This is a genomic window from Pontibacter sp. JAM-7 (assembly GCF_048548695.2).
Classification (GTDB): Bacteria; Pseudomonadota; Gammaproteobacteria; order Pseudomonadales; family Balneatricaceae; genus Neptuniibacter.
On record NZ_JBLYIF020000002.1, the window covers coordinates 179,424 to 200,569 of the forward strand.

Annotated in this window: 29 protein-coding genes and 3 tRNA genes; 12 read left to right on the forward strand and 20 right to left on the reverse strand. The window is 50.4% G+C overall.

From position 1 onward, the window contains the following. Positions 1-31: 31 nt before the first annotated feature. The 3 genes from ACFVYJ_RS03130 to ACFVYJ_RS03140 are packed head-to-tail and all read left to right on the forward strand — an operon-like array spanning position 32 to position 978. Complete coding sequence (locus ACFVYJ_RS03130) at positions 32-319, forward strand: hypothetical protein (RefSeq protein ID WP_419413762.1); 288 nt, start codon at positions 32-34, stop codon at positions 317-319. A 44-nt stretch (positions 320-363) separates the two neighbouring features. Further along, positions 364-690 carry a hypothetical protein gene (locus ACFVYJ_RS03135; RefSeq protein WP_419413761.1) on the forward strand — a complete coding sequence of 109 codons (327 nt, stop codon included), beginning with the start codon at positions 364-366 and terminating at the stop codon, positions 688-690. 12 nt (positions 691-702) lie between these two features. Next, positions 703-978, forward strand: coding sequence for a hypothetical protein (locus ACFVYJ_RS03140; protein WP_419413760.1), 276 nt, complete (start codon positions 703-705; stop codon positions 976-978). Here the strand turns inward: ACFVYJ_RS03140 and ACFVYJ_RS03145 are convergent. From ACFVYJ_RS03145 to ACFVYJ_RS03175, 7 genes are all read right to left on the reverse strand, one after another. Beyond that, complete coding sequence (locus ACFVYJ_RS03145; protein ID WP_419413759.1) at positions 975-1,946, reverse strand: tyrosine-type recombinase/integrase; 972 nt, start codon at positions 1,944-1,946, stop codon at positions 975-977. The genes ACFVYJ_RS03140 and ACFVYJ_RS03145 overlap by 4 nt on opposite strands. 172 nt (positions 1,947-2,118) lie before the next feature. Continuing rightward, a tRNA-Leu gene (locus tag ACFVYJ_RS03150) sits at positions 2,119-2,205 on the reverse strand. Positions 2,206-2,222: 17 nt separating this feature from the next. Beyond that, positions 2,223-2,296: transfer RNA gene (locus tag ACFVYJ_RS03155), tRNA-Cys, on the reverse strand. 22 nt (positions 2,297-2,318) lie between these two features. Beyond that, a tRNA-Gly gene (locus ACFVYJ_RS03160) sits at positions 2,319-2,393 on the reverse strand. A 96-nt stretch (positions 2,394-2,489) separates the two neighbouring features. Beyond that, positions 2,490-3,038, reverse strand: a complete 549-nt coding sequence (gene pgsA / locus ACFVYJ_RS03165; protein ID WP_419413758.1) for a CDP-diacylglycerol--glycerol-3-phosphate 3-phosphatidyltransferase — start codon at positions 3,036-3,038, stop codon at positions 2,490-2,492. Positions 3,039-3,054: 16 nt separating this feature from the next. Next, positions 3,055-4,902 (reverse strand): excinuclease ABC subunit UvrC, encoded by a 1,848-nt coding sequence (uvrC, locus tag ACFVYJ_RS03170; protein ID WP_419413757.1) that lies wholly within the window; start codon positions 4,900-4,902, stop codon positions 3,055-3,057. A gap of 1 nt (position 4,903) precedes the next feature. Then, positions 4,904-5,218, reverse strand: a complete 315-nt coding sequence (locus ACFVYJ_RS03175) for a hypothetical protein (RefSeq protein WP_419413756.1) — start codon at positions 5,216-5,218, stop codon at positions 4,904-4,906. 92 nt (positions 5,219-5,310) lie between these two features. Here ACFVYJ_RS03175 and ACFVYJ_RS03180 point away from each other — a divergent pair, with 92 nt between their 5' ends. Beyond that, positions 5,311-6,141, forward strand: a complete 831-nt coding sequence (locus tag ACFVYJ_RS03180; RefSeq protein WP_419413755.1) for a DUF1853 family protein — start codon at positions 5,311-5,313, stop codon at positions 6,139-6,141. 44 nt (positions 6,142-6,185) lie between these two features. Here the strand turns inward: ACFVYJ_RS03180 and ACFVYJ_RS03185 are convergent, their stop codons facing one another. Both ACFVYJ_RS03185 and ACFVYJ_RS03190 read right to left on the reverse strand, forming a co-directional pair. Then, positions 6,186-6,320 (reverse strand): hypothetical protein, encoded by a 135-nt coding sequence (locus tag ACFVYJ_RS03185; protein ID WP_419413754.1) that lies wholly within the window; start codon positions 6,318-6,320, stop codon positions 6,186-6,188. A 104-nt stretch (positions 6,321-6,424) separates the two neighbouring features. After that, positions 6,425-7,357, reverse strand: a complete 933-nt coding sequence (locus ACFVYJ_RS03190; protein ID WP_463254867.1) for an NAD(P)-dependent oxidoreductase — start codon at positions 7,355-7,357, stop codon at positions 6,425-6,427. Positions 7,358-7,391: 34 nt separating this feature from the next. Here ACFVYJ_RS03190 and ACFVYJ_RS03195 point away from each other — a divergent pair, with 34 nt between their 5' ends. Continuing rightward, positions 7,392-7,889: a TlpA family protein disulfide reductase gene (locus ACFVYJ_RS03195; protein WP_419413752.1), complete on the forward strand. Its 498-nt coding sequence runs from the start codon at positions 7,392-7,394 to the stop codon at positions 7,887-7,889. Positions 7,890-7,920: 31 nt separating this feature from the next. On the opposite strand, the gene ACFVYJ_RS03200 is transcribed toward ACFVYJ_RS03195, so the two are convergent. The 4 genes from ACFVYJ_RS03200 to truC all read right to left on the reverse strand — a co-directional run bounded on the left by ACFVYJ_RS03200 (position 7,921) and on the right by truC (position 11,788). Continuing rightward, on the reverse strand, positions 7,921-9,096 hold the full coding sequence (locus ACFVYJ_RS03200) for a pyridoxal-phosphate-dependent aminotransferase family protein (protein ID WP_419413751.1): 1,176 nt from the start codon (positions 9,094-9,096) through the stop codon (positions 7,921-7,923). A gap of 44 nt (positions 9,097-9,140) precedes the next feature. Next, a complete protein-coding gene (gene mtnN, locus ACFVYJ_RS03205) occupies positions 9,141-9,893 on the reverse strand; it encodes a 5'-methylthioadenosine/S-adenosylhomocysteine nucleosidase (protein ID WP_419413750.1) in 753 nt (250 codons plus the stop codon). 77 nt (positions 9,894-9,970) lie between these two features. After that, on the reverse strand, positions 9,971-10,981 hold the full coding sequence (locus ACFVYJ_RS03210) for a thioredoxin fold domain-containing protein (RefSeq protein WP_419413749.1): 1,011 nt from the start codon (positions 10,979-10,981) through the stop codon (positions 9,971-9,973). A gap of 12 nt (positions 10,982-10,993) precedes the next feature. Next, on the reverse strand, positions 10,994-11,788 hold the full coding sequence (gene truC / locus ACFVYJ_RS03215; RefSeq protein ID WP_419413748.1) for a tRNA pseudouridine(65) synthase TruC: 795 nt from the start codon (positions 11,786-11,788) through the stop codon (positions 10,994-10,996). A 125-nt stretch (positions 11,789-11,913) separates the two neighbouring features. Here truC and ACFVYJ_RS03220 point away from each other — a divergent pair, with 125 nt between their 5' ends. From ACFVYJ_RS03220 to ACFVYJ_RS03250, 7 genes are all read left to right on the forward strand, one after another. Further along, positions 11,914-12,594 carry a Bax inhibitor-1/YccA family protein gene (locus ACFVYJ_RS03220; protein ID WP_419413747.1) on the forward strand — a complete coding sequence of 227 codons (681 nt, stop codon included), beginning with the start codon at positions 11,914-11,916 and terminating at the stop codon, positions 12,592-12,594. Between the two features lie 76 nt (positions 12,595-12,670). Then, positions 12,671-13,072, forward strand: a complete 402-nt coding sequence (gene tusD / locus ACFVYJ_RS03225) for a sulfurtransferase complex subunit TusD (RefSeq protein WP_419413746.1) — start codon at positions 12,671-12,673, stop codon at positions 13,070-13,072. Continuing rightward, on the forward strand, positions 13,065-13,430 hold the full coding sequence (tusC, locus tag ACFVYJ_RS03230) for a sulfurtransferase complex subunit TusC (RefSeq protein ID WP_419413745.1): 366 nt from the start codon (positions 13,065-13,067) through the stop codon (positions 13,428-13,430). Before tusD ends, tusC begins: the two co-directional genes overlap by 8 nt. Before the next feature lie 2 nt (positions 13,431-13,432). Beyond that, a complete protein-coding gene (gene tusB, locus ACFVYJ_RS03235; RefSeq protein ID WP_419413744.1) occupies positions 13,433-13,726 on the forward strand; it encodes a sulfurtransferase complex subunit TusB in 294 nt (97 codons plus the stop codon). After that, on the forward strand, positions 13,723-14,049 hold the full coding sequence (locus ACFVYJ_RS03240; protein WP_419413743.1) for a TusE/DsrC/DsvC family sulfur relay protein: 327 nt from the start codon (positions 13,723-13,725) through the stop codon (positions 14,047-14,049). Before tusB ends, ACFVYJ_RS03240 begins: the two co-directional genes overlap by 4 nt. 62 nt (positions 14,050-14,111) lie before the next feature. Next, a complete protein-coding gene (locus ACFVYJ_RS03245) occupies positions 14,112-14,681 on the forward strand; it encodes a chemotaxis protein CheW (RefSeq protein ID WP_419413742.1) in 570 nt (189 codons plus the stop codon). Between the two features lie 176 nt (positions 14,682-14,857). Continuing rightward, entirely contained in the window at positions 14,858-15,418 is a 561-nt protein-coding gene (locus ACFVYJ_RS03250) for a glycine zipper 2TM domain-containing protein (RefSeq protein ID WP_419413741.1), read from the forward strand. Positions 15,419-15,483: 65 nt separating this feature from the next. Here ACFVYJ_RS03250 and ACFVYJ_RS03255 read toward each other — a convergent pair whose 3' ends face one another. The 7 genes from ACFVYJ_RS03255 to tmk all read right to left on the reverse strand — a co-directional run bounded on the left by ACFVYJ_RS03255 (position 15,484) and on the right by tmk (position 21,143). Beyond that, complete coding sequence (locus tag ACFVYJ_RS03255; RefSeq protein ID WP_419413740.1) at positions 15,484-16,833, reverse strand: alanine/glycine:cation symporter family protein; 1,350 nt, start codon at positions 16,831-16,833, stop codon at positions 15,484-15,486. Positions 16,834-17,035: 202 nt separating this feature from the next. Beyond that, positions 17,036-17,443 (reverse strand): secondary thiamine-phosphate synthase enzyme YjbQ, encoded by a 408-nt coding sequence (locus ACFVYJ_RS03260; RefSeq protein ID WP_419413739.1) that lies wholly within the window; start codon positions 17,441-17,443, stop codon positions 17,036-17,038. Positions 17,444-17,454: 11 nt separating this feature from the next. Further along, positions 17,455-18,351, reverse strand: a complete 897-nt coding sequence (locus ACFVYJ_RS03265) for a radical SAM protein (RefSeq protein WP_419413738.1) — start codon at positions 18,349-18,351, stop codon at positions 17,455-17,457. A gap of 1 nt (position 18,352) precedes the next feature. After that, the gene (locus ACFVYJ_RS03270; RefSeq protein ID WP_419413737.1) at positions 18,353-19,129 is read right to left on the reverse strand and encodes a TatD family hydrolase; all 777 of its coding nucleotides are present in this window, start codon (positions 19,127-19,129) and stop codon (positions 18,353-18,355) included. 14 nt (positions 19,130-19,143) lie between these two features. Continuing rightward, entirely contained in the window at positions 19,144-19,494 is a 351-nt protein-coding gene (locus ACFVYJ_RS03275; protein WP_419413736.1) for a PilZ domain-containing protein, read from the reverse strand. Positions 19,495-19,503: 9 nt separating this feature from the next. Continuing rightward, on the reverse strand, positions 19,504-20,508 hold the full coding sequence (locus ACFVYJ_RS03280) for a DNA polymerase III subunit delta' (RefSeq protein ID WP_419413735.1): 1,005 nt from the start codon (positions 20,506-20,508) through the stop codon (positions 19,504-19,506). A 2-nt stretch (positions 20,509-20,510) separates the two neighbouring features. Next, positions 20,511-21,143, reverse strand: coding sequence for a dTMP kinase (gene tmk / locus ACFVYJ_RS03285; RefSeq protein ID WP_419413734.1), 633 nt, complete (start codon positions 21,141-21,143; stop codon positions 20,511-20,513). Positions 21,144-21,146: the final 3 nt, after the last annotated feature.

Here is a 21,146-nt window from a genome sequence, read left to right on the forward strand (position 1 = left end):
GTTTTGATTGTTATATTTAAAGGTGAATTACATGAAAGATTTAGTTTTTAACGGCCCTGCTGACTTCAACATGGAAGTATTTGTTGTAAATGATGAGACCGAGCAGGCCGGAAAAGTAACGATTGGTTTAGGTATTTTCGAGTACCCATCCAAAGAAAAAGTTAAGGCTCGAATTCAGAAGTTTGTGGATGAAGAGATGAAAGAGGCTATCCCCGGATTCCGGCTGATGACAAAAACTGAGGCGTGGGAACACGCAATGCTTGAAAAAACCGGTACACGCTTTGCGATGGCTGGCGGCAAGGACTGGGACGAAATATAACACGGTAATAACTGAACTCCGCAGAGTTTTTGGAGGTTTTGCACATGATTAGTGCAAATGCATTTCGCTACATGACAGACGAGCAACGGCAGCGTATGTCGCGCCTCGGGGTGCAGGCCAGAGAATTACAGCGGCTGGCTCAAGATCCGCCGGCCTATCCGCCAATTCCGAAGGGCCTGCAGATGGCTGCCATCATGCTGGATTTCAGAACGCCATGCCCGGTAGAGCACAGCATCCTTCTTTTTCAGGCCGGCGATTACAAAAACAGATACCGATGGATGCTGGATAACCAAAAACAGACTGGATTGATCGGCTGGCATGACGCGGTTCGCAATACAGCCAAACTGTTTCGTCCATTGATAAACCAGTAAGCAGGTAAAACTATGACAGACTTAGCGATTGATTATGAGAAACTGGCCGGGGCTATTGCTGAAAAGCTAACGCTAAGCCAGCCTGGGGAGTACACCTTGTGGGACTCAGAACAGTGTGCAAGCTATCTGAGGCAGTCACGGCGCAACTTTGTGGACCGTACCAGCAAGCACCCAAGCTTTCCAAAACCACTGCGCACAACCACAACTGAGGTAAAAGGCGCATCCAAGAAAGTGTGTAACTGCTGGTATGCAAGTGAAGTAATTGCCTGGGCTGCGAAACGTCGCTAGTCCAGGCTACGCGCCAACTCTTCCGCTGTGCTGTTGTAGTAAGTCATCAACTGTTTAATATCTCTATGCCCTACCATTCTGGCCAGCTCTAACACTCCAAGCTTTTTAGATAGTCGCGTTATAGCCTCATGCCGGGTGTCGTGAAATGTCAAACCCTCAATAGCTGTTCTCGCTAAAGCCTTGCGAAATATCGCGTCACGTTGCCTATCTGTGACATTAAACAATCCTTCCAGATCAATGACCTTCTCAAGCAGCTCAACCGCCCGGCTCGACAATGGGACATCCCTAGCCATGCCATTTTTTGTCATTGGCAAATGCACATATCTACGATCCAGATGGATATTCTCTCTGGTCAGGTTACACATTTCGCCAGATCGCATGGCGGTTTCTATGGCCAACAGAAACATAACCGCAACCGCTTGTTGCTTTTGTTCCACCGGCTCATCATCGTTGTAATTCAGGGCAATCAGCACCTGCTCAATCTCTTCAGGCAAAATGCGCCTATCCCGATGCTTAGGATTGGCCGGTCGCTTCATATCCTCAAGCGGGTTGTGCGTCATCCACCGCCAGCGTCTGGCGTAGGTGAAACAGTTGCTCAGGGTATTAAGTTCCCGATTGATAGAGCTGCCCTGCACAGACTTTAAGCGCTCAGTAATGTAATGCTCAAAATTCTCACGCTTTAAATCGCACAGCCGCTCAGAGGCGATTGGACGTTTCTTGAATGCAATTATGCGCTTTATTTCGCTTTCAGCACTACGCTTGGTTGGTGTGACCTCTTCGGCGTATCTATCCAACAGATCAGCCAGCGTTCTGGATTCATCAATTTGATCCGGATTGGACAGTTGGTTTTCCATTTCCAAAGCCCATTGCCTGGCATGCCCTTTCGTTGGGAAAGACTTTGATTTGCGTCTATTATCTACCTGAACCTGCGCAAACCACTTCTCTCCGCGCTTTGTAATGTACGCCATCGCTTCCCCTGATGAACCGACTGATGAAGATATGATGAAGCATAGCGTAAATATAGGTGATAAGTCGTGATAAAAAAAGGAATTATAGATTGAGATAGGTAGGCGCAACGCCTTGTTTTGCAGGGATATGTGGCGCTAGATTACATTATGTGGGAATTAATGAAAGAGTGAGTGGTGCCCGAGACCGGACTCGAACCGGTACAGCCTACTGGCCGAGGGATTTTAAATCCCTTGTGTCTACCAATTTCACCACTCGGGCGAATGGAACCAAAGAAATGGAGGCGCGAGTCGGAATCGAACCGGCGTACACGGAGTTGCAGTCCGCTGCATAACCACTCTGCCATCGCGCCTTTCATACTTTGTCTGCGAGTATGGAGCGGGAAACGAGGTTCGAACTCGCGACCCCAACCTTGGCAAGGTTGTGCTCTACCACTGAGCTATTCCCGCAGTGCAGATAAGTGGTGCGTATTATAGAGACGGGGGGTTCTATGTCAACACTGTAACAGTATTTATTTTTGCTTAAAGATTAACCACTTACAGCGGTCAAATATCTTCAGAAAGTATTGGCCAAGCAGCTCTAAGATACTGAATCATCGACCATAATGTCAGTACCGCAGCCAGATAAAGTGCTACAACACCCACCCATGAAAGTGTCGTGCCGGGGCTGAATACAAGCAGCACCAGGATCGCAACCATCTGCAGCGTCGTTTTAATCTTACCAATATTGGACACCGCCACGCTGGCCCGCTGACCTACTTCAGCCATCCATTCACGCAGAGCGGAGATAACAATTTCCCGGCCAACGATGATCACTGCCGGAATGGTCAGCCAAGGCGATGAGAAGGTTTCCACCAACATCACCAACGCGATGACAACCATGAGTTTGTCAGCGACAGGATCAAGAAATGCGCCAAAAGGCGATGCCTGATCCAGTTTACGGGCCAGGTAACCATCCAGCCAGTCAGTCACTGCTGCCAGCGCAAACGCGGCACCAGCGGCTAAACCTGCCCAACTGTAGGGCAAGTAATACAGCAGTACGAAAACCGGAATCAGCAGGATGCGTAACAACGTCAGAATATTTGGGATTTTCATTTACAGCGCAGGCCTTTCACGGATCGGGATGCAAAGCCGCGTAAATGGCTTCTGCAATGGTTTGGCTTATGGTAGAGACTTTTGTAATTTCTTCAATACTCGCGCGTTGAACTTCCTGAATACCGCCAAAATGACGCAGCAATTCGCGCCGCCGTTTTGGGCCTACACCCGGAATACCTTCCAGCACCGATTTACGCCGCGCTTTATCCCTGCGCTTGCGGTGACCGGTAATAGCAAACCTATGTGCCTCATCGCGAATCTGCTGTAACAGGTGCAGTGCCGGCGAGTCGGTTTCCAACACAATTTCTTCACCACTTTCACCCGACAGCAAGACTTCAAACCCCGCTTTACGGGTAGGACCTTTGGCGATACCTATGACCATCACCTGGTCAATAGACAGTGCATCCAGCACTTCCATGGCCTGCGTTACCTGGCCTTTACCACCATCGATCAACAAAATGTCCGGCAGGAGCCCTTCGCCCTTCTTAAGCCGGGCATAACGCCGCTCAAGAGCCTGATGCATGGCAGCGTAGTCATCGCCTGGTGTGATACCCTCGATATTAAAGCGCCGGTAATGTGCCGATACCGGACCATTACGATCGAACACTACGCAGGATGCGACCGTTGCCTCACCAGAGCTATGGCTGATATCAAAACACTCCATCCGCTGCGGTGTGTTTTCCAGCGCCAATAGGGATTGAAGTTCAAGGTAGCGGTTGTATATCTGCTGTTTATTGGCGAGAAAACTGCTGAGTTGCTGCTCGGCATTGGTTTGCGCTAATTTCTGCCAACCGGCACGATCACCTCTCACCGCATGGGTAATGGTGACTTTTTTATTACGCTGTTGCTGTAACGCATCCTGCAGCAGGTGGCGCTCAGTCTCGGCAAGCTCAACTGCGGTAATCACGTAAGCCGGTATATCCCGGTTACCGCTCAGATACCATTGTGCACAGAAGGCAGTGAGCACATCGGCAGGGTGTTCTTCGATAGAGACTTTGGGAAAGTGCGTCTTGCTACCGATGACTCGCCCACCACGAATAAATAACATATGAATACAGGTACCGCCGGGCTGCATATTACAGCCAATCACATCAGCCTCACCCTGCAGACCAGAAACATATTGCTGCTCCTGTACCTGACGTAAGGCGATTAACTGATCGCGTAACAGTGCGGCTTTTTCAAAATCCAGTGCTTCAGCAGCATGCTCCATCTGTTCAGCCAGGGCTTGTGTAAGGAACTGGCTGCGTCCCTCGAGAAACATCACCGCATGTTCAATATCCTGACGGTAATCCGCCTCGCTGATCAAGCCAACACAAGGTGCTGTGCAGCGCTTAATTTGATATTGCAGGCAGGGTCTGGAGCGATTTTTAAAAAAACTCTCCTCACACTGACGAATGCGAAACACCTTTTGCAGCAGATTAAGGCTTTCTCTAACCGCCCCGCCGCTTGGGAATGGCCCGAAATAGCGTCCGCTTTTGTCATTGGTGCCGCGACTAAATCTTACGGCGGGATAAGCTTGCTTATCGGAGATAAAAATATAGGGATAGGACTTATCATCCCTGAGCAAGATATTGTATGGCGGACGGTATTGCTTGATGAGGTTCTGCTCTAGCAATAACGCTTCAGTTTCACTATGGGTGACAGTAACCTGAACATCCTGGATTTTACTGACCAGAGCACGGGTTTTGATTGACAAACCCGTGCTGCGGAAATAGCTACCAACACGATTGCGCAGATTCTTGGCCTTGCCGATGTACAGTAACTGCCCAACGGCATCATACATCTGGTATACACCCGGACGCCGGGTAAGGTGTGCGAGAAACGCTTTGGCATCAAAGGCTGGTTGGGGTTTTGCGTCAGCCACGTCAGACAGGAGCAGCCTTGCGTTTTAATTTTTGCCCTTCCATATATTCATGGGTGGCCACTCGGTGAATCTCCTGCAGGGCATTCATCGTTTCTTCGGTAATGCCGGCACCACGGGACAGTGACACTTCCAGATACACACCGATCTCGGCGTAGTAGCACAGTCGGGCATCGGTGTTGCGCGCGCGACGAAGTTTGGTGAGAGAAATTTGCGCGCCGTTAACCAGAATATTGTTGATGTCTGATTCTGACATCATCACTTCGCGCTCTTGTTCATTTAAGGGCAGATCGTTCCCCTTGTGTTGGATCATTACCATAGTGTTATTCTCTATCCTTAATGGCACACCGGCCGCGCCAAATCAGGCAGCCGGACAGACAATCAGCGGGAATGAACCCAAAGAGACATTCTATGACGGTGACTACAGATTTGGAATGGGTTCTACGCAGCCCCAGTCTGATCAAACTGCCAAGCGGCAGTGGAATTACCGATGCCACCGATTGGCTGACAGGCTTAATTGAGCCTGCCGGTTATACCGAATCAACACTTGATGAAGCAATCCCTGCACCGCGCCGACTAGGTTTTTACTATGAAAATATAGTTGAATTTATTTTTAATAAGTCATCTCAAATAACTGTTTTTAAAAGAAACATACAAGTCAAAAAAGACAAAATAACCCTGGGCGAATTTGACTTCATCGGCCAACAGAACCAGCAAATCTTCCACCTTGAATGCGCGGTAAAGTTTTATCTAAGAGTAGGTAAAGGCGATCAACTTAGTGATTATATTGGTCCGGGAAAAACCGACCGGCTGGATAAAAAATACCTGCGCTTGCTTGAACATCAACTGCCACTTGCTAAACACCGCGCGGCTAAAGACCTTCTACAACAACTCAACCTGATACCACAGCGCCAGCGGCTTTTACTGCAGGGCTACCTGTTTCACCCCTGGCAAGAAGGCTGCCCGGAACAACTGGCACCGGAGATTAACCCCGCACACCTGCAAGGCTGGTGGCTAAGGCAGGCATCGGCATCAACGCTATGGCAAGACACACAATTACAGCTCATGCCCCTGGATAAACCCTACTGGTTGCACGCCAGGTTGCAAGCCCCGATATCACAGGCGGAATTTAACCATTGGCTGTCACAACAGACTCGGCCGGTATTGGTTTCACGAGGTATTATTGACAAAGGTGCGTGGGCTGAAACAGATAGAGGCTTTATTGTGCCCGATACGTGGTAAAAGGCGGGAGCACCGGGTTACCAAAGGCAACCCGGTCGGGATGCTTACTGCTTAGCAGCAGCGGCGGCATCTTTGGCGATAACTTTTTTCAGAATGCGAGTTCCAACAAAAGTACCGATAATCATGGCCACAACAATGGCCAGGCTTGGCGCAACCGAAATCAGGCTGTATTTATCCATAGAACTGTCCCCAAGGGTAATAATAGAAATCGTATTTGGCGGCGAATTATAGCCATATGATACTGTTTGTCTATTAACCCATAGAACATAATAGCCACAATATATTAATGGTTATTATTGGACTCCAACCTGTGCAGTAAGCTTGAGGTATCCTCACGCCCTGCCCCTTGCCGCTGAAGATCAGCATAAAACTGATCTATCAGGGCAGTGACCGGCAGCTGTGCGCCATTACGTCGTGACTCTGCCAACGCAATATTCAGATCTTTCCGCATCCAGTCTACAGCAAAGCCAAAATCATAACGCCCGGCGACCATACTTTGATGCCGGTTGGCCATCTGCCATGAACCGGCAGCGCCATGCTGAATCAGTTCAAACACCTGTAAGGGATCCAGCCCCGCTTGCTTGGCAAAATGCACCCCTTCTGCCAAGCCCTGCAATACCCCAGCAACACAGATTTGATTAACCATTTTTGCCAACTGACCTGAGCCAACCGGCCCGAGGCGCTGAATGGAACGGCCATAGGCTTTCATGACAGGCTCTACCTTGTCATATGTAGATTCATCGCCACCACACATGATGCTTAGCACACCGTTTTCAGCACCGGCCTGGCCACCCGATACCGGCGCATCAATAAAGCCAACTCCGCGCGTTTGAGCACTATCAGACAAACGCCGCGCCACATCAGCAGACGCGGTTGTATGATCCACTAACACCGCGCCTTGCTCCATGCCAGCCAGTGCGCCCCGCTCTCCCAACACCACCGACTCCAGATCGTCATCATTACCGACACAAGTAAAGACAATCTCAGCCTCATAGGCTGCTGCCGCCGGGGTGTCGGCATGCTGCCCGTTATGGGTCTCCTGCCAGGCCTCAGCCTTCGCTGACGTTCGGTTGTATACACAGACCTCATGCCCTGCCCGTGCCAAATGGCCGGCCATGGGGAAGCCCATGACGCCAAGACCAATAAATGCTACTTTCATGTCGTGTACCTGCCTGAACCAATCCACTTGAGTGTTATCAGAGTATAAACTCAACACTGTTTTGAAAACCGCTACTGGGCCTGATAATCCGATGAAATCCCGTCTACTTGCTGTCTGCTGTTTATTGCTTAGCTGTTTGTGCCAAACCGTAACCGCTCAGGATAAGGATATCTTCAGCTATAGCTTTCAGGATATTGATGGGCAACCTGTTGCACTTGAGAGTTATAAAGGCAAAGTCGTGGTACTCAACTTTTGGGCCACCTGGTGTCCTCCCTGCATCAAAGAGATGCCTGGAATGGAGCGATTACGCCAGTCTATGCTGGGTGAACCATTTGAGATTATCGCTATCAACACTGGTGAAACCGAGGGGGCAGTCTCCGCCTTCCTGCTGGAATTGGATACAGAGCTTAAATTTCCCATCCTGTTGGATGAGCAGGGTCTTTCATTTGGCGCACTGGGACTTCGCGGACTGCCAACAACCCTGATTTATGACCGCAGTGGCAAAAAGGTAGAAACGGTTCTGGGTGGCAGAGAGTGGGACAGCGCAGATACCCTGGCGAAACTACAAACACTGCTCAAAGATAAGTAACTCCCCCACGCAGCCGCATGGGGGAATCGTTTTAACGGTACGCTTGCAGTGCTGCTTGAGCAGCCACACCCAGCTTGATCGGAGCATCCATACCCTGCAGGGTATTTTCCAGCGCATCCAGACAGAGCATCACATTACGCTGATTACAGGCGGCGCCCATCAGGCCAATACGCCACACTTTTCCGGCCAAAGAGCCTAAACCTGCACCAATTTCCAGGCTATAGTTCTGCAGCAAGGCAGTACGCACAGCGGCATCATCAACACCCTCAGGAATACATACCGAATTCAGCTGCGGCAAACGATGGCTCTCATCTACCAGAAACGTCAGACCCATTGCTTCCAGGCCTGCCCGTAGTGCCAGATGATGTTTTTGGTGACGCGCCCAGACATTTTCCTGGCCCTCTTCCAGTACCAGCAGCAATGCTTCATGCAATGCATACAGGGAGTTGATAGGCGCGGTATGGTGGTAGGCACGTTTGCCACCGCCACTCCAATATCCCATCACCAGATTTTTATCCAAGAACCAGCTTGGCACCGACGTGGTACGCGCTTTAACCCGTTCAACTGCGGCATCACTGAAGCTTACCGGCGAGATGCCCGGCGGGCAGGACAAACATTTCTGGGTACCGGAATAAATCGCATCGATACCCCACTCATCTACCTTGACTTCAATCCCAGCCAACGAAGTCACAGCATCCACAATCGTCAATGCACCATACTCTTTGGCAATGGCGCATAACGCCTGGGCATCAGAGCGCACGCCGGTACTGGTTTCAGCATGCACGAAAGCCAGAATTTTAGCGTCTGGGTGGGCACTAAAAGCCGCGCGCACCTTGTCGGGGTCAACGTGTTTACCCCACGCATCTTCGACCATGATGGCTTCGCCACCTAAGCGCTGGACGTTTTCTTTCATCCGCCCACCAAACACGCCGTTCTGACAGACGATCACCTTATCGCCGCGCTCTACCAGGTTAACAAAGCAGGCTTCCATACCGGCAGAGCCTGGTGCGGATACAGGGATAGTGAGTTCATTGTCAGTATTGAATACGGTTTTCAACATCACCTTAATTTCATCCATCATCTGGATGAAAGCAGGATCAAGGTGCCCGATGGTAGGCCGCGCCATGGCTGCTAGTACCCGAGGGCTGACATCGGAAGGTCCCGGCCCCATAAGGGTACGCGCCGGTGGATGGAACGAGGTAATCATGAAAGTAAGGCCCCTGTTTATTATTCTGCAAGGGCCTAGTTGTATCAGCCTCTGCCGGTCGCTTCAATCATAGAAATAATCATTTCCGCGGAATGCTTGGCAGCAATGTGTAAAAACTGTTCAAAAGACAGATTAGATGACTTGCCGGCGATATCCGACAGTGCCCGAATAATGATAAACGGTACTTCAAATTGGTAGCAGGTTTGCGCAATGGCGGCAGCTTCCATCTCCACTGCTGCCAGATTCGGAAATACTTCGCGGGTTTTCGCAACCCGCTCCGGATCATGCATAAATTGATCGCCGGTGGCAATCAAACCATGGCAGGTATGTATCCCATCCATGTTAGCAATGCACTGCTCGGCAATTGCTGCCAAGTCAGGGTGAGGTAAAAATACCTCTGGCGAGCCCGGTACCTGACCAGGCGCATAGCCAAAAGCAGTCACATCAACATCATGATGACAGACCGCGTTACAGATAACGATATCACCCACATTCAGGTTTGGGTCAAAGCCACCAGCTGAACCAGTATTGATAACGCAGTCAGGCTTAAAGTGCTGCAATAACAAGGTACAACCGATGGCGGCATTGACCTTACCGATACCAGACTTCAGCAAAATGACATCGACACCGTGCAGTTTCCCGGTATGAAAATCGTAACCTGCCAGTTGCAGGTCCTGTCGATCCGTTAATGAGCACTTTAGCAGTTCGACTTCTTCATCCATCGCACCAATAAGGCCGATACGCAGGGCTGTATTGTGCGCCAAAAAACTGCCCGCCTGAATCTCTTGCTTGTTCATCTACTGCCGGTTCACTGTCGATTTTAAAAACGCCGATTAGAGCATAGCCTTAACGGAAAAAAAACAACATGGATCAATTATTGAGTAATCACCGGCGTTTGTTGTTCAGCGCGCATCAGATCTGCACGGTAATCAATGTAACGCTGGAACTCTGGCGTATGCTGGTAGATACCCTCCGCGACATACTCCAATGCCGCATTGAAATGAAAGGCCTGCACATAGGCATTAATCCGGAACTGTTCCTGCCCTGACACATCGAACAGCAGTAGAGACGGAAAATAATCCAGTCCCTCCTGTGTTGCCCAGGCACGGGCAGTCAGCAATTCACCTGAAGGCAACGGGATAAGCTCTGGGTGACTCAAGTCCACCCGTAAGGTTTGATAGCTGGCCAGATTGACTTTGCTGTCGTCACGCTGCAGTAATGTCTGATGCAGCTGTGCACAATCATCACAACCGGGGTACTCAAAAATCACGGCCACCGGGCGGTTCTCGGAATAGGTGGTATCCGGCCGGAGGTCGGCAAATTGCTTAGTTGGGGTCAGGCGGGCTGCTTGACGACCTGCTGGCAAAGCCGTAGACAGTTCTTCACCCGGTTGCAGTGCCGCTACATCCCGCAATAACTGACCCATCGTGGACGGCTTGCGGTAGCCATTAAGCCTGAGTAACGGCTCCAATGAGCCGGAGAAAAATAACAGCGTTGGTGTATATTGCACCTGCCATTGCTTCGCCAGCTGTTTTTCGGGTAATTCCGTGCCATCTGGCAGTGTCACCGCACGGTCACCCCATAGATTGAGGGCAATCACATCATAGTGTTGTTGGATGAAGTCGCTTAACGCTGGATCCATGAACACCTGCTGCACCAGATTGTAACAATAACCACAACCGGCCTGATGAAAGTAAATCAACAGCTTTTTATCCGACTGCGATGCTTCTTCCAGGTCATCCGCCAACTCAAGAAAGCTGTGTTTAAACCAGTCTGGCTCTGGAATTTCTCCATCCTGATAAGGCAAAAGCTGAGTGGGTGCCGCCCATGCTGTGGGCAAGAGGCACAATATCAGCAAAATAATGGCGCTTGGCAGACGCGGCATAGCGGTCACCTCTTATTCGATGTCCTGCGCTACAGTTAACAAACCTTTGCTGGGCTGGCTGACAACCGGGTACCGTCCCTGCCAGCCAAATGCAGTGAGCAACCTGTCGGTATCAGCATCTACCCCGGCGGTTAACAGCAATTCCTCTTCTGTGACGGGATGGGTAAAGCGAAGTTCAGTTGCCATCAGTAACAGGCGGTTTAGTGCATAGTGTTGCCTAAGCACTGTGTTGTGCTTGTTGTCACCATGTTTCGTATCACCGGCAATGGGATGAAATATATGTTTCATATGCCGCCGAATCTGGTGTTTCCGACCTGTCTTAGGCTTCACCTGAACTAATGAGTAACGTGCAGTTGCATAACGACCCACAGCCAGCGGTAATTCAACCTGCGCCAGGCAACGGTAATCCGTAATTGCATCCTGCGGTGGCTTGTCGTCCGCCATAAACTTATCGGCAATCTTGTCTTTCTCTTCCTGTAGCGGGTAATCAATAGTACCACTTGCGGACACATAGCCTCGGCAGACACAAAGATAGGTTTTTTCAATGCGGTGTTCGGCAAACGTCAGGTTCAGAGCTTGCGCCACTGCTTTATGCTTGGCAAAGAGAATGACGCCGGAGGTGGGCCGGTCCAAGCGATGTACTGTATAAGGCGAAGCTGACCAGTATTGTTTTAATATGGAAGCCAGATTCGGGGTGCCACGGGGAGCCAACCAGCTGGGGTGCACTAACAGGCCAGCGGGCTTATTCAGAGCAATCAGGTGCTCATCTTCGTATAGAATTTCAACGTTTAACGCTTGTTCAGACATGCTTTATCCGCTTCAGGTATCACTCGGCATTGTATGCTTCTACATTTACTTGGCAAATTCTCTTGAAAACCTGACTAAAATGCTTATATATAGAGAGTGAATTCAAAACCTGATTGAGGAACAACATGCGAGACGTCAACACTTACGAGATGCAGCAACCAGCATCAGTGCTGCAGACCAATAAAGTGATTCGTAATACCTACATGCTGTTGGCAATGACACTGGTATTCAGTGCTGCCACCGCCGGTATTTCCATGCTTCTCCAACCACCTATGATGGTTTATCTGGGCAGCATTATCGTCAGCTTCATCATGCTGTTCGTGTTACACAAAAAACAGAACAGTGCTGCTGCTCTGCCGCTGGTATTTGTGTTTACCGGTTTAATGGGTTTTGGTCTGGGTCCACTACTTAATCACTATCTGGCAATGGCTAATGGCGGTCAGATTGTGATGACCGCGATGGGTATGACAGCAATGACCTTCCTGGGTTTGTCTGCTTATGTGCTGACCAGCCGCAAGGATTTCAGCTTTATGGGCGGCTTCCTGGCCGCCGGTCTGATGGTTGCCCTGATTGCCATGGTAGCGCTGTTTGTACTGCCGCTGTTTGGTGTGCAGCTGGGCGCTCTGCACCTGGCCTTCTCTGCGCTGGTAGTACTACTGATGGCTGGTTTCATACTGTATGACACCAGCAACATCGTTAATGGCACCTACACCAACTACGTGATGGCGACTGTTAGCCTGTATCTGAATATTTATAACCTTCTGGTTCACCTGTTGAGCCTGGTAGGTGCCTTCAGCGACGACTGATAGCCCAGTTACTGTAAAAGCCCTGCTTTCTTGTTAAGATTGCAGGGCTTTTTTATTTGCGGATAGCACCTCTGGTATGCGTTTCACTCTGCTCATTCAATCCTCACCCCACAGTCACCAATCCGCTGCGACCGCGTTGCGTTTCTGCCGTGAAGTGTTACGTCAAGGGCATCAGGTACATCGGGTATTTTTCTATGGTGATGCCGTACTGACAGCCAGCCACTTCAACGCACCTGCAGTCGATGAATTACAGCTATTGCAAGAGTGGCAAGCCTTGCAGCAAGCCCATGACCTAGACTTGGTGGTATGTATCGCTGCTGCAGTCAGGCGTGGCGTTCTGAATGCGCATGAAGCCAAACGCTATGAAAAAACCGGGCATAATCTGGCTGAAGGTTTTGAGCTTTCCGGACTAGGCCAACTGGCAGAAGCTATCGCCTGCTCTGACCGAGTAGTACGTTTTGGGGGCAGTCATGGCTGAACAACACAATGTACTTTTAGTCCATCGTAACCCTCCCTATGGCAGTAACTTACCCCGCGACGGACTGGATATCGCGCTTACCTGCGCTATTTTTGATCTCCCGGTGAGCTTATTGTTTTTGGGAGACGGGCTGTATCAGCTTCTGGCAAGCCAGGCCGCTGACGAAGTTAACCAAAAATCACTACAGGCATTGCTCTCTTCCCTGCCCATGTATGATATCGACACTCTATATGTCTGCGCTGAGGACCTTCAGGCACGGAACGTGACTGCCGATGAGTTAATTACGGGCGTCCAGGTCATCAAGCAACAGCAGCTACCCGAACTATTCCAACAACATAAGACGGTCCTGACTTTCTAACTATGGCTCTTCATCTGATCAATGCCCGCCCCGATGCCAGCAGCTGTTATGAACAGTGCAGGCTGGCACTCAACACTGGTGATGCCGTACTTTTGCTGGAGGATGCGGTCTACGCTGCCACCGGGACTTTTCCGCAACGTTTTACCGACCTGCCAGGCATAACATTATATGTCCTTGAGCCTGATATGTTGGCACGCGGCATTGGTCCTCTGGTATCTGAGCACTTCACGCCAGTAAGCGACAGTCAGTTTGTTGAGTTGTGTTGCCAACAGGATAAGGTGATCAGTTGGTCATGACGTCGGATCATAAACCGCTGCAGCTTGATGAAGAAGGTTATCTATATAACCTGGAAGACTGGACACCATTCATCGCCGAGCAGCTTGCAGCATCAGAGGGATTAACCCTTACTGAGGCACACTGGGAACTGATCGATTTGATCCGTGATTTCTATCATACTTACGAACATAGTCCAGCGATGCGGCCACTGGTTAAGGCTGTAGGAATCAAATTAGGTGCCGATAAGGCTAAGAGCATCTATCTAATGCAACTTTTTCCGGGCAGCCCGGCTAAACGATTGGCACGTATTGCAGGTTTACCTAAACCCGCCAACTGCCTCTGAACATTCCATGCCGCTTACGCCTTGGCAGAACAGCGGTTTAACTACATATCAGGTATCACGCTATGGCACTGCAAGAAGCAGCAGAACATCTTCGGGCACTCCAGGCCGAACAGGCCACGTTTACTGAGCAGCGAGACCGCAAAAAAAGCAGTAAGCAGGAAGATGTGATTTACCATCAGTGGGCCACTTTTAAAGTGGATAACGAGCTGTATGGTGTTGATGTTATTCAGGTGAAAGAGGTACTGCGTTACAGCGAAATCACGCCTGTTCCCGGCGCAGACAGTTATATCCTGGGTATTATTAACCTGCGCGGTAATGTTGTTACTGTCATTGATACTCGTCGGCTGTTTGGCCTGATGTCGAACGAACCCGACGATGATACCCGTGTCATTGTGGTGGAATATAACGAAAACGAAGTCGTCGGTCTGGTAGTCGACAATGTGGATGAAGTTATTAACATTCCACAGAAATCCGTTGACCGAGCCCCCAACCTGGCCGGTGATGAATCCACCAAAAAGTTTGTTCAGGGCGTGTGTTACCACCAGGGTATACTGACCATATTGTTGGATCTGCCAAAAATGTTGCAGAGTGTCACTCCAGTTGATGCTTCCTCTTCAGACGACTTGTTTTAATAGGTGTTGTGGGCGGTGATGGTCAGCCGCCCTGACGTCTCCCCCGCTATTCATTTTCAGTGCAGCAATCTATTGCTATAGTGATGCAACCTATCGGTATACCCGATTATTTTGCTCAGCATTAGGCGTTACGCCTCAAGAGCAGCTTATAAGCAAGATCTACAGGAGAGAGATCAATGAATAAGTCCATGGTATTGGGCGTTGTCCTCGGCGCAGCAGCTGCAACTGCTGTAGGAACTATTGCCGGCTATCGTGCTTATGTTGCCGAAGACGCCCCTCAGTTTGCTGAAGTACTCAGCATAAATGCAGTCAATGAAAGCTACACAGTACCCCGGGAAGAGTGTGTCCAACGCCAGGTGACCAAGGTTGCGCCGAAAAAAGATGAACACCAGATTGCGGGTACAGCGGTCGGTGCCGTGGTTGGTGGTTTAATCGGCAATCAGGTTGGTGGCGGTAGCGGCAAAAAGATCGCCACCCTTGCAGGCGCTGCAGCCGGTGGCTATGCCGGTAAAAAAGTGCAGGAAGATATGCAAAATAAGGACACCTACACTGAGGTCGAAACCCATTGCGCTACAGTCAATGACAAAAAACAGCGGGTTATTGGTTACGATGTAGAGTACAAAATTGCAGACCAGGTCGCAGTTGTGCGCATGGATAAAAAACCTGCATCAGACCAGTTGCCTGTCAAAGATGGCAAGCTGGATCTGGATAAGTTACAGCCGGGCTCGACGCAGTAATTCACTGATACAACCTAAAAAGGGCCACACATGTGGCCCTTTTTTTATACTTGATGCCACCCTGTTTAATGCACGCTGAAGTATTCCTTGGTGAGCTTAAATACTACTGGGCTCAGCAATATCAACGCGATGAGGTTAGGAATCGCCATCATGGCATTTAGGGTATCCGCCAGTAGCCAGATAAAGTCCAGGCCAACCACTGATCCCACCAATACGCCAAGAATCCACAAAATACGGAAAGGTAGGATACTACGGACGCCGAACAGGTATTCTGCACAACGTTCGCTGTAGACACTCCAACCTAAGATAGTAGTAAACGCGAACAGCGCTAAGGCGATAGCCACGATATAATTTCCGACACCCGGCAACGATGCGGCAAACGCGGCTGAGGTCAATGCCGCACCTGACTCGCCTGAGGTCCACATACCAGAGGTAATGATGACCAGGCCAGTAATGCTACAAATCACCAGAGTATCCAGGAAAGTACCCAACATCGCTATCAGCCCCTGGCGCACCGGATCTTTGGTCTGCGACGCCGCATGGGCAATGGGTGCCGAACCAAGCCCTGCCTCATTAGAGAAGACGCCACGTGCTACACCAAAGCGGATGGCGGCCCATACTGCGGCACCCGCAAAACCACCCTGTGCGGCAGTGCCAGTGAAGGCATCAGTAAAAATCATCGCCAACGCTGAGGGTATCGCTTCCAGGTTCAGCATCAACACCACTAGGCCTGCCACCAGATAACTGATCGCCATGAATGGCACCAATGAACCAGCAACCATGCCGATGCGGCGAATTCCGCCTAGTAGTACCGCAGCAGTCAGCACCATCATCACCACCCCGGTAATCCAGAATGGCAAGCCAAAATTGACGTTGAGCACATCTGCCACCGAATTGGATTGGACCGTGTTACCGATACCAAAACCAGCAATGGTACCAAACACCGCAAATAGCGTTCCTAACCAGGCCCACTTGGCACCCAGGCCGTTTTTGATGTAATACATCGGCCCACCGACATGGTTGCCATTGGCATCCACTTCGCGATATTTCACCGCCAGTACAGCTTCGGCAAACTTGGTTGCCATGCCAACCAGCGCGGTACACCACATCCAGAATAAGGCACCCGGGCCACCGAGAAACACGGCAGTTGCCACGCCGGCAATATTACCTGTACCTACAGTCGCAGACATGGCTGTCATCAACGCCTGAAATGGCGGGATTTCACCTTCACTCTTTTCAGTGCTGCTTGGTGATCGTCCGCCCCACATCAATTTGAAACCGGTGCCAAGCTTTAGAATTGGCATCAGCTTCAGACCGATCTGCAGGAACAAACCTACACCAAGAATAAGTACCAGCATCAAGGGGCCCCAAACGACCCCGTTGATTGCGGAAATAATTGAATTCAGAAGTTCCATCGTTGCACGCTCCCTTCCCTAGGCGAGGGATTGGTTACTGAGAAGATGGGTGGAAAAGCGAAGTTTTAAGACACAAACTCCATTCCAAAAGCAGAATCAGGCCTGTGCCTGTACAGGCCTTAACCAATATAAATACCGCTCAGCCGCGTGTGCTGCAAGTTTTTACGCAGATTACTGGAGGTTTACAGGGCTTCAGACGGTGTCAGGGGCCTAAATGAACGATAATGGTGCGCTGCTTGCTGGAGTGACGATGTTCCCAGCAGTACACCCCCTGCCATACCCCCAGTGCCAGTTGCTGGTCAATAACAGGAATCGACAGAGAGCTCGCGGTGAGCATAGATTTGATATGTGCAGGCATATCATCCGCGCCTTCCATTGTGTGGGTATAGAGCGGATCATGCTCCGGCACCAGGCGATTCAGCCAGTTTTCAAGATCAACTCTAGCGCTGGGATCAGCATTTTCCTGAATGATCAGGCTGGCGCTGGTATGCTGAATGCAAAGTGTACACAGTCCCTGCTCTAGGCCAGAGTGCTTCACCAGTGCCTGAATCTGGTCGGTAAATTCAAATAACCCCTGGCGACCCGTGGTAACCACTAAGCGTTCAACCATGTCTGATTCCTCTAGAGGCTGCGGTAAGTCTCGTCGCGCAAGCTGATACGATCATCACCTGCCAGCGCCTGGCTGACCTGGTCTAGCAGACGTGCTTTATCCCTACCCAACACGCCTTTTAATACCAGGTAGTTAGAAGCATGATCGCTACGAAATATAGTCTGTTCCAGTTGCAGCATTTCCAGAAACCAATACATCTCCTGAAACAAGCCTTGTTGATCAAGGGTCTGAAACTGCTGTTCAAACCCCTGCGTCAGGCGCGTTTGTGAACCACTGAAATACAGCACCAGCGTGGCGAGATAATCGGGCTGGGCGACATTGGCAAGTTCAGCAGATGCCCTGGCATGCTGTTGTGATAAACGGCGCCCTCCCAGCCCATTGATGATCATCATGGAGGTTTTCATGCCGGCTGCACTGGCTTTACGAAAAGCCTCGGCGGTACTGGCAAAGGTTTCGCCTTTACTGACACTAGAGAGTACTTCGTCATCACCGCTTTCCGCGCCGATATATAACAATCGCAGACCCAGTTCACGCAGGCGCTGCATCTGTTCAGGGTTTTTATTGCGCAAATTCCGCGGCAAGCAATAACTGGAAATCCGGCTGACCGTTGGCAGATGCTCACGGATCGACAACAATATTTTTTCTAGCCGGGCAAATGGTAGAGCCATGGCATCACCATCGGCCAGAAATACCCGGCGCACCGGTGCCAGTTGTGCGGCACATGCTGCCAACTCCTGTTCAATATCAGCCGGTGATTTAAGACTGAATTTTTTCTGTTCTGCAGTATACATCTCGCAGAAAGTGCAGCGGTTCCAGCTACAACCGTTGGTAACCTGGAGGATCAGTGAGCCTGCTTCACTGGGGGGGCGAAATACCGGTTCGATATAGTTCAGCGGATAACCGGACATGTCAGGTCACACGAGAAAAGAGCCGGTGGAAATTAGCTGTGGTCACTTCAGCCACCTGCTCTACGGGCACACCTTTGATTTCAGCAATACACTGAGCGACCTCAACGACATATTTCGGTTCGTTGCTTTTGCCACGGTATGGCACGGGTGCCAGATAAGGTGAGTCAGTCTCAATAAGCATCGACTCAAGAGGTACCGCTTTGACCACTTCACGTAATTCAGCGGCATTGCGGAAAGTGATAATGCCTGAGAATGAGATCAGGTAATTCTCATCCATCGCTGCACGTGCCATTTCAAGGCTTTCAGTAAAACAGTGTAAAACGCCGCCCGAATCACGGCTACCATGCTGACGTATCAGATTAATAGTATCTTCCCGTGCATCACGAGTATGCACGATTACCGGTAGGCCAACTTCAGCTGCCACTTCAAGATGGGTCGCAAAATTAGCTTGCTGCAGGGCTTGAGTGTCTTGTTGATAATAATAATCCAAGCCGGTTTCACCAATGGCAACAATCCGGTCACGCTGACTCAGTTCCAGCAGTTGCTGGCGGCTGACTTCGCCTTCATCGGTATGCAGTGGGTGCACCCCTACTGAAGCAAAAATCTGCGGCCAGTCGCGGATTATCTGGTACATAGACTCAAAAGCGGATAATGAGATGCTGACGCACAACATTTTGCTGATCTGACGTTCAGTAGCCGCGTGCACCATGGCGGAGAAATCATCGCCATAAGTGGCCAGATCGAGCTTGTCGAGGTGACAGTGTGAATCAATAAACATAGAGTAAGAACGCTTTAAAGGGCGTTAGTTTTGCGCTCTGAATTGAGCGCGCCGGCCAGATAGGTCTCAATTTTACTGACCAGACTGGAATCATCTGCTGTCAGTTGAATGCCAATACCCGGAGTTCTGCCGCCTTGCGCGCCTTTGGGAGTTAACCATACCACCTTGCCGGTAACCGGCACTTTGTCAGTTTCTTCCATCAGGTCAAGTAGCATAAAGACTTCTTCACCCAGGTGGTACGAGCGAAGGGTTGGGATGAACAGGCCACCATTAGTGATAAACGGCAGATAAGCCTGGTACAGCTCTTCCTTGGTCTTTATGGTCAATGACAGTATGCCGTGACTGAGTCGTGGGACCACACTCATAAAGCGATGCTACTCCTGTCTGAACAAAACACTCCACTGCAACAATAACGATTCCAGCAAAAGCTGTTTATTTGGATTTTGCCGTTGCAGTATGGCTCGGCGTTCCTGGACAATTTTATCGGCCAATTTCAAGATTTTAACCGGGTTTGCTTTTTTAGCAACCGCCGCGATCATATTCTTCGCATCGGACTGTTCAATAAGGTGGCCACCTTCGGTCAGCGTCTGGCGTAAAATGTCCGTCAAAATGGCATAAAACCAATTTAACAATCGATCGACATCCTGTCTATGCCACTGTGCTGCGACCTCCAGAGGGCTTCTACGCTGTCGCAGAATATCTGCTAACCCCTTTACCAGCAGTTGGCGCAAATCCGCTTCAGACTGCTGCAGGTACTGTAACGCTTGTTCCGGTGAGCCTCGGTTAACCGATAATACCTGCTGCGCTAATTCTGCATCCAACTCAGGCATCTGCTCAAGTAACCAGGATTGAGCAAGCTCAGCCGAGGGTGCCGTACACTGGATGTGCTGACAGCGGCTCTTGATGGTAGGTAACAACTGCCCCATGCGCGCAGTGATAAGCAGAAGCAGTGTTTTCTGACCAGGCTCTTCCAGCATTTTTAGCAGCGCATTAGCAGCGGCCAGGTTAAGCGCATCCGCCGGATCAATAATAACTACCCGGTAACCACCCTGCTGCGCAGTACTGAAAATAAAATCGCCCAGGTTTCTAACCTGATCTACCTTTAACTGCTTACCGGGTTCTTCTGGCATCAGCTGAAAAAGGTCAGGGTGACTGCCGGCACGGTTCAGCTCGCATCCTTTGCAATGGCCACAGGCAACCCCAGTCTCAGGTTGATGGCATAACAAATAATTCGCCACAGCCTGTGCCAACCGGTTCTTGCCAATGCCCGCCACCCCATGCAACAACAATGCATGCGGCAGACGACCACTGCTATGTAACGCGACTACCTGAGACAGCGGGGTTTCAAACCATGGATGAACCGGATGTAGACCTGCCAAAATTACTGCCTCAGAAACATCGTAAGTTGCCGGGAGATCTGCTGCTGCACCTGGTTCAGTGGCTGGGATGCATCAATAATGCGCATTCTTACCGGGTCCTGCTGGGCACGGAGCAGGTACGCTTTTCTTACCCGCTCGAAGAAATCGATCCGCTCTTGCTCGATACGGTCTGGTGTACTTCGTTCACTGGCACGGCGTAGCCCCACCTCTACCGGCAAGTCGAGTAGCAAAGTCAGGTCCGGCCGCAGGCTACCCTGTACCAAATGCTCCAGTGTGGCGATGCTGTTAATGGACATGCCACGCCCACCGCCCTGATAGGCATAGGTAGCATCAGTAAACCGGTCAGAAATCACCCAGGCACCGCGGGCCAGCGCTGGCTTGATTACATTTTCCAGGTGCTGAGCACGGGCAGCGAACATGAGCAACAATTCAGTTTCGTTACTGATGTTCTCCTCCCGAGGCTCGAGAAGCAGTTTACGCAGATCTTCCGCAAGGGGTGTTCCACCAGGTTCACGGGTGAGTAACACCTCCTTGCCGCGTATCTGCAGGGATTCGGCGAGAAAGTCGATATTGCTCGATTTGCCAACACCTTCTGTACCTTCAACCGTAATAAATCGACCTTGTGTTTGTTTCATATT

Coding starts and splice junctions, on each gene's coding strand:
- ACFVYJ_RS03130 (WP_419413762.1), top strand. CDS start 32: ATGAAAGATTTAGTTTTTAACGGCCCTGCTGACTTCAACATGGAAGTA.
- ACFVYJ_RS03135 (WP_419413761.1), top strand. CDS start 364: ATGATTAGTGCAAATGCATTTCGCTACATGACAGACGAGCAACGGCAG.
- ACFVYJ_RS03140 (WP_419413760.1), top strand. CDS start 703: ATGACAGACTTAGCGATTGATTATGAGAAACTGGCCGGGGCTATTGCT.
- ACFVYJ_RS03145 (WP_419413759.1), bottom strand. CDS start 1,946: ATGGCGTACATTACAAAGCGCGGAGAGAAGTGGTTTGCGCAGGTTCAG.
- pgsA (WP_419413758.1), bottom strand. CDS start 3,038: ATGAAAATCCCAAATATTCTGACGTTGTTACGCATCCTGCTGATTCCG.
- ACFVYJ_RS03175 (WP_419413756.1), bottom strand. CDS start 5,218: ATGGTAATGATCCAACACAAGGGGAACGATCTGCCCTTAAATGAACAA.
- ACFVYJ_RS03180 (WP_419413755.1), top strand. CDS start 5,311: ATGACGGTGACTACAGATTTGGAATGGGTTCTACGCAGCCCCAGTCTG.
- ACFVYJ_RS03185 (WP_419413754.1), bottom strand. CDS start 6,320: ATGGATAAATACAGCCTGATTTCGGTTGCGCCAAGCCTGGCCATTGTT.
- ACFVYJ_RS03195 (WP_419413752.1), top strand. CDS start 7,392: ATGAAATCCCGTCTACTTGCTGTCTGCTGTTTATTGCTTAGCTGTTTG.
- ACFVYJ_RS03200 (WP_419413751.1), bottom strand. CDS start 9,096: ATGATTACCTCGTTCCATCCACCGGCGCGTACCCTTATGGGGCCGGGA.
- mtnN (WP_419413750.1), bottom strand. CDS start 9,893: ATGAACAAGCAAGAGATTCAGGCGGGCAGTTTTTTGGCGCACAATACA.
- ACFVYJ_RS03210 (WP_419413749.1), bottom strand. CDS start 10,981: ATGCCGCGTCTGCCAAGCGCCATTATTTTGCTGATATTGTGCCTCTTG.
- truC (WP_419413748.1), bottom strand. CDS start 11,788: ATGTCTGAACAAGCGTTAAACGTTGAAATTCTATACGAAGATGAGCAC.
- ACFVYJ_RS03220 (WP_419413747.1), top strand. CDS start 11,914: ATGCGAGACGTCAACACTTACGAGATGCAGCAACCAGCATCAGTGCTG.
- tusD (WP_419413746.1), top strand. CDS start 12,671: ATGCGTTTCACTCTGCTCATTCAATCCTCACCCCACAGTCACCAATCC.
- tusC (WP_419413745.1), top strand. CDS start 13,065: ATGGCTGAACAACACAATGTACTTTTAGTCCATCGTAACCCTCCCTAT.
- tusB (WP_419413744.1), top strand. CDS start 13,433: ATGGCTCTTCATCTGATCAATGCCCGCCCCGATGCCAGCAGCTGTTAT.
- ACFVYJ_RS03240 (WP_419413743.1), top strand. CDS start 13,723: ATGACGTCGGATCATAAACCGCTGCAGCTTGATGAAGAAGGTTATCTA.
- ACFVYJ_RS03245 (WP_419413742.1), top strand. CDS start 14,112: ATGGCACTGCAAGAAGCAGCAGAACATCTTCGGGCACTCCAGGCCGAA.
- ACFVYJ_RS03250 (WP_419413741.1), top strand. CDS start 14,858: ATGAATAAGTCCATGGTATTGGGCGTTGTCCTCGGCGCAGCAGCTGCA.
- ACFVYJ_RS03255 (WP_419413740.1), bottom strand. CDS start 16,833: ATGGAACTTCTGAATTCAATTATTTCCGCAATCAACGGGGTCGTTTGG.
- ACFVYJ_RS03260 (WP_419413739.1), bottom strand. CDS start 17,443: ATGGTTGAACGCTTAGTGGTTACCACGGGTCGCCAGGGGTTATTTGAA.
- ACFVYJ_RS03265 (WP_419413738.1), bottom strand. CDS start 18,351: ATGTCCGGTTATCCGCTGAACTATATCGAACCGGTATTTCGCCCCCCC.
- ACFVYJ_RS03270 (WP_419413737.1), bottom strand. CDS start 19,129: ATGTTTATTGATTCACACTGTCACCTCGACAAGCTCGATCTGGCCACT.
- ACFVYJ_RS03275 (WP_419413736.1), bottom strand. CDS start 19,494: ATGAGTGTGGTCCCACGACTCAGTCACGGCATACTGTCATTGACCATA.
- tmk (WP_419413734.1), bottom strand. CDS start 21,143: ATGAAACAAACACAAGGTCGATTTATTACGGTTGAAGGTACAGAAGGT.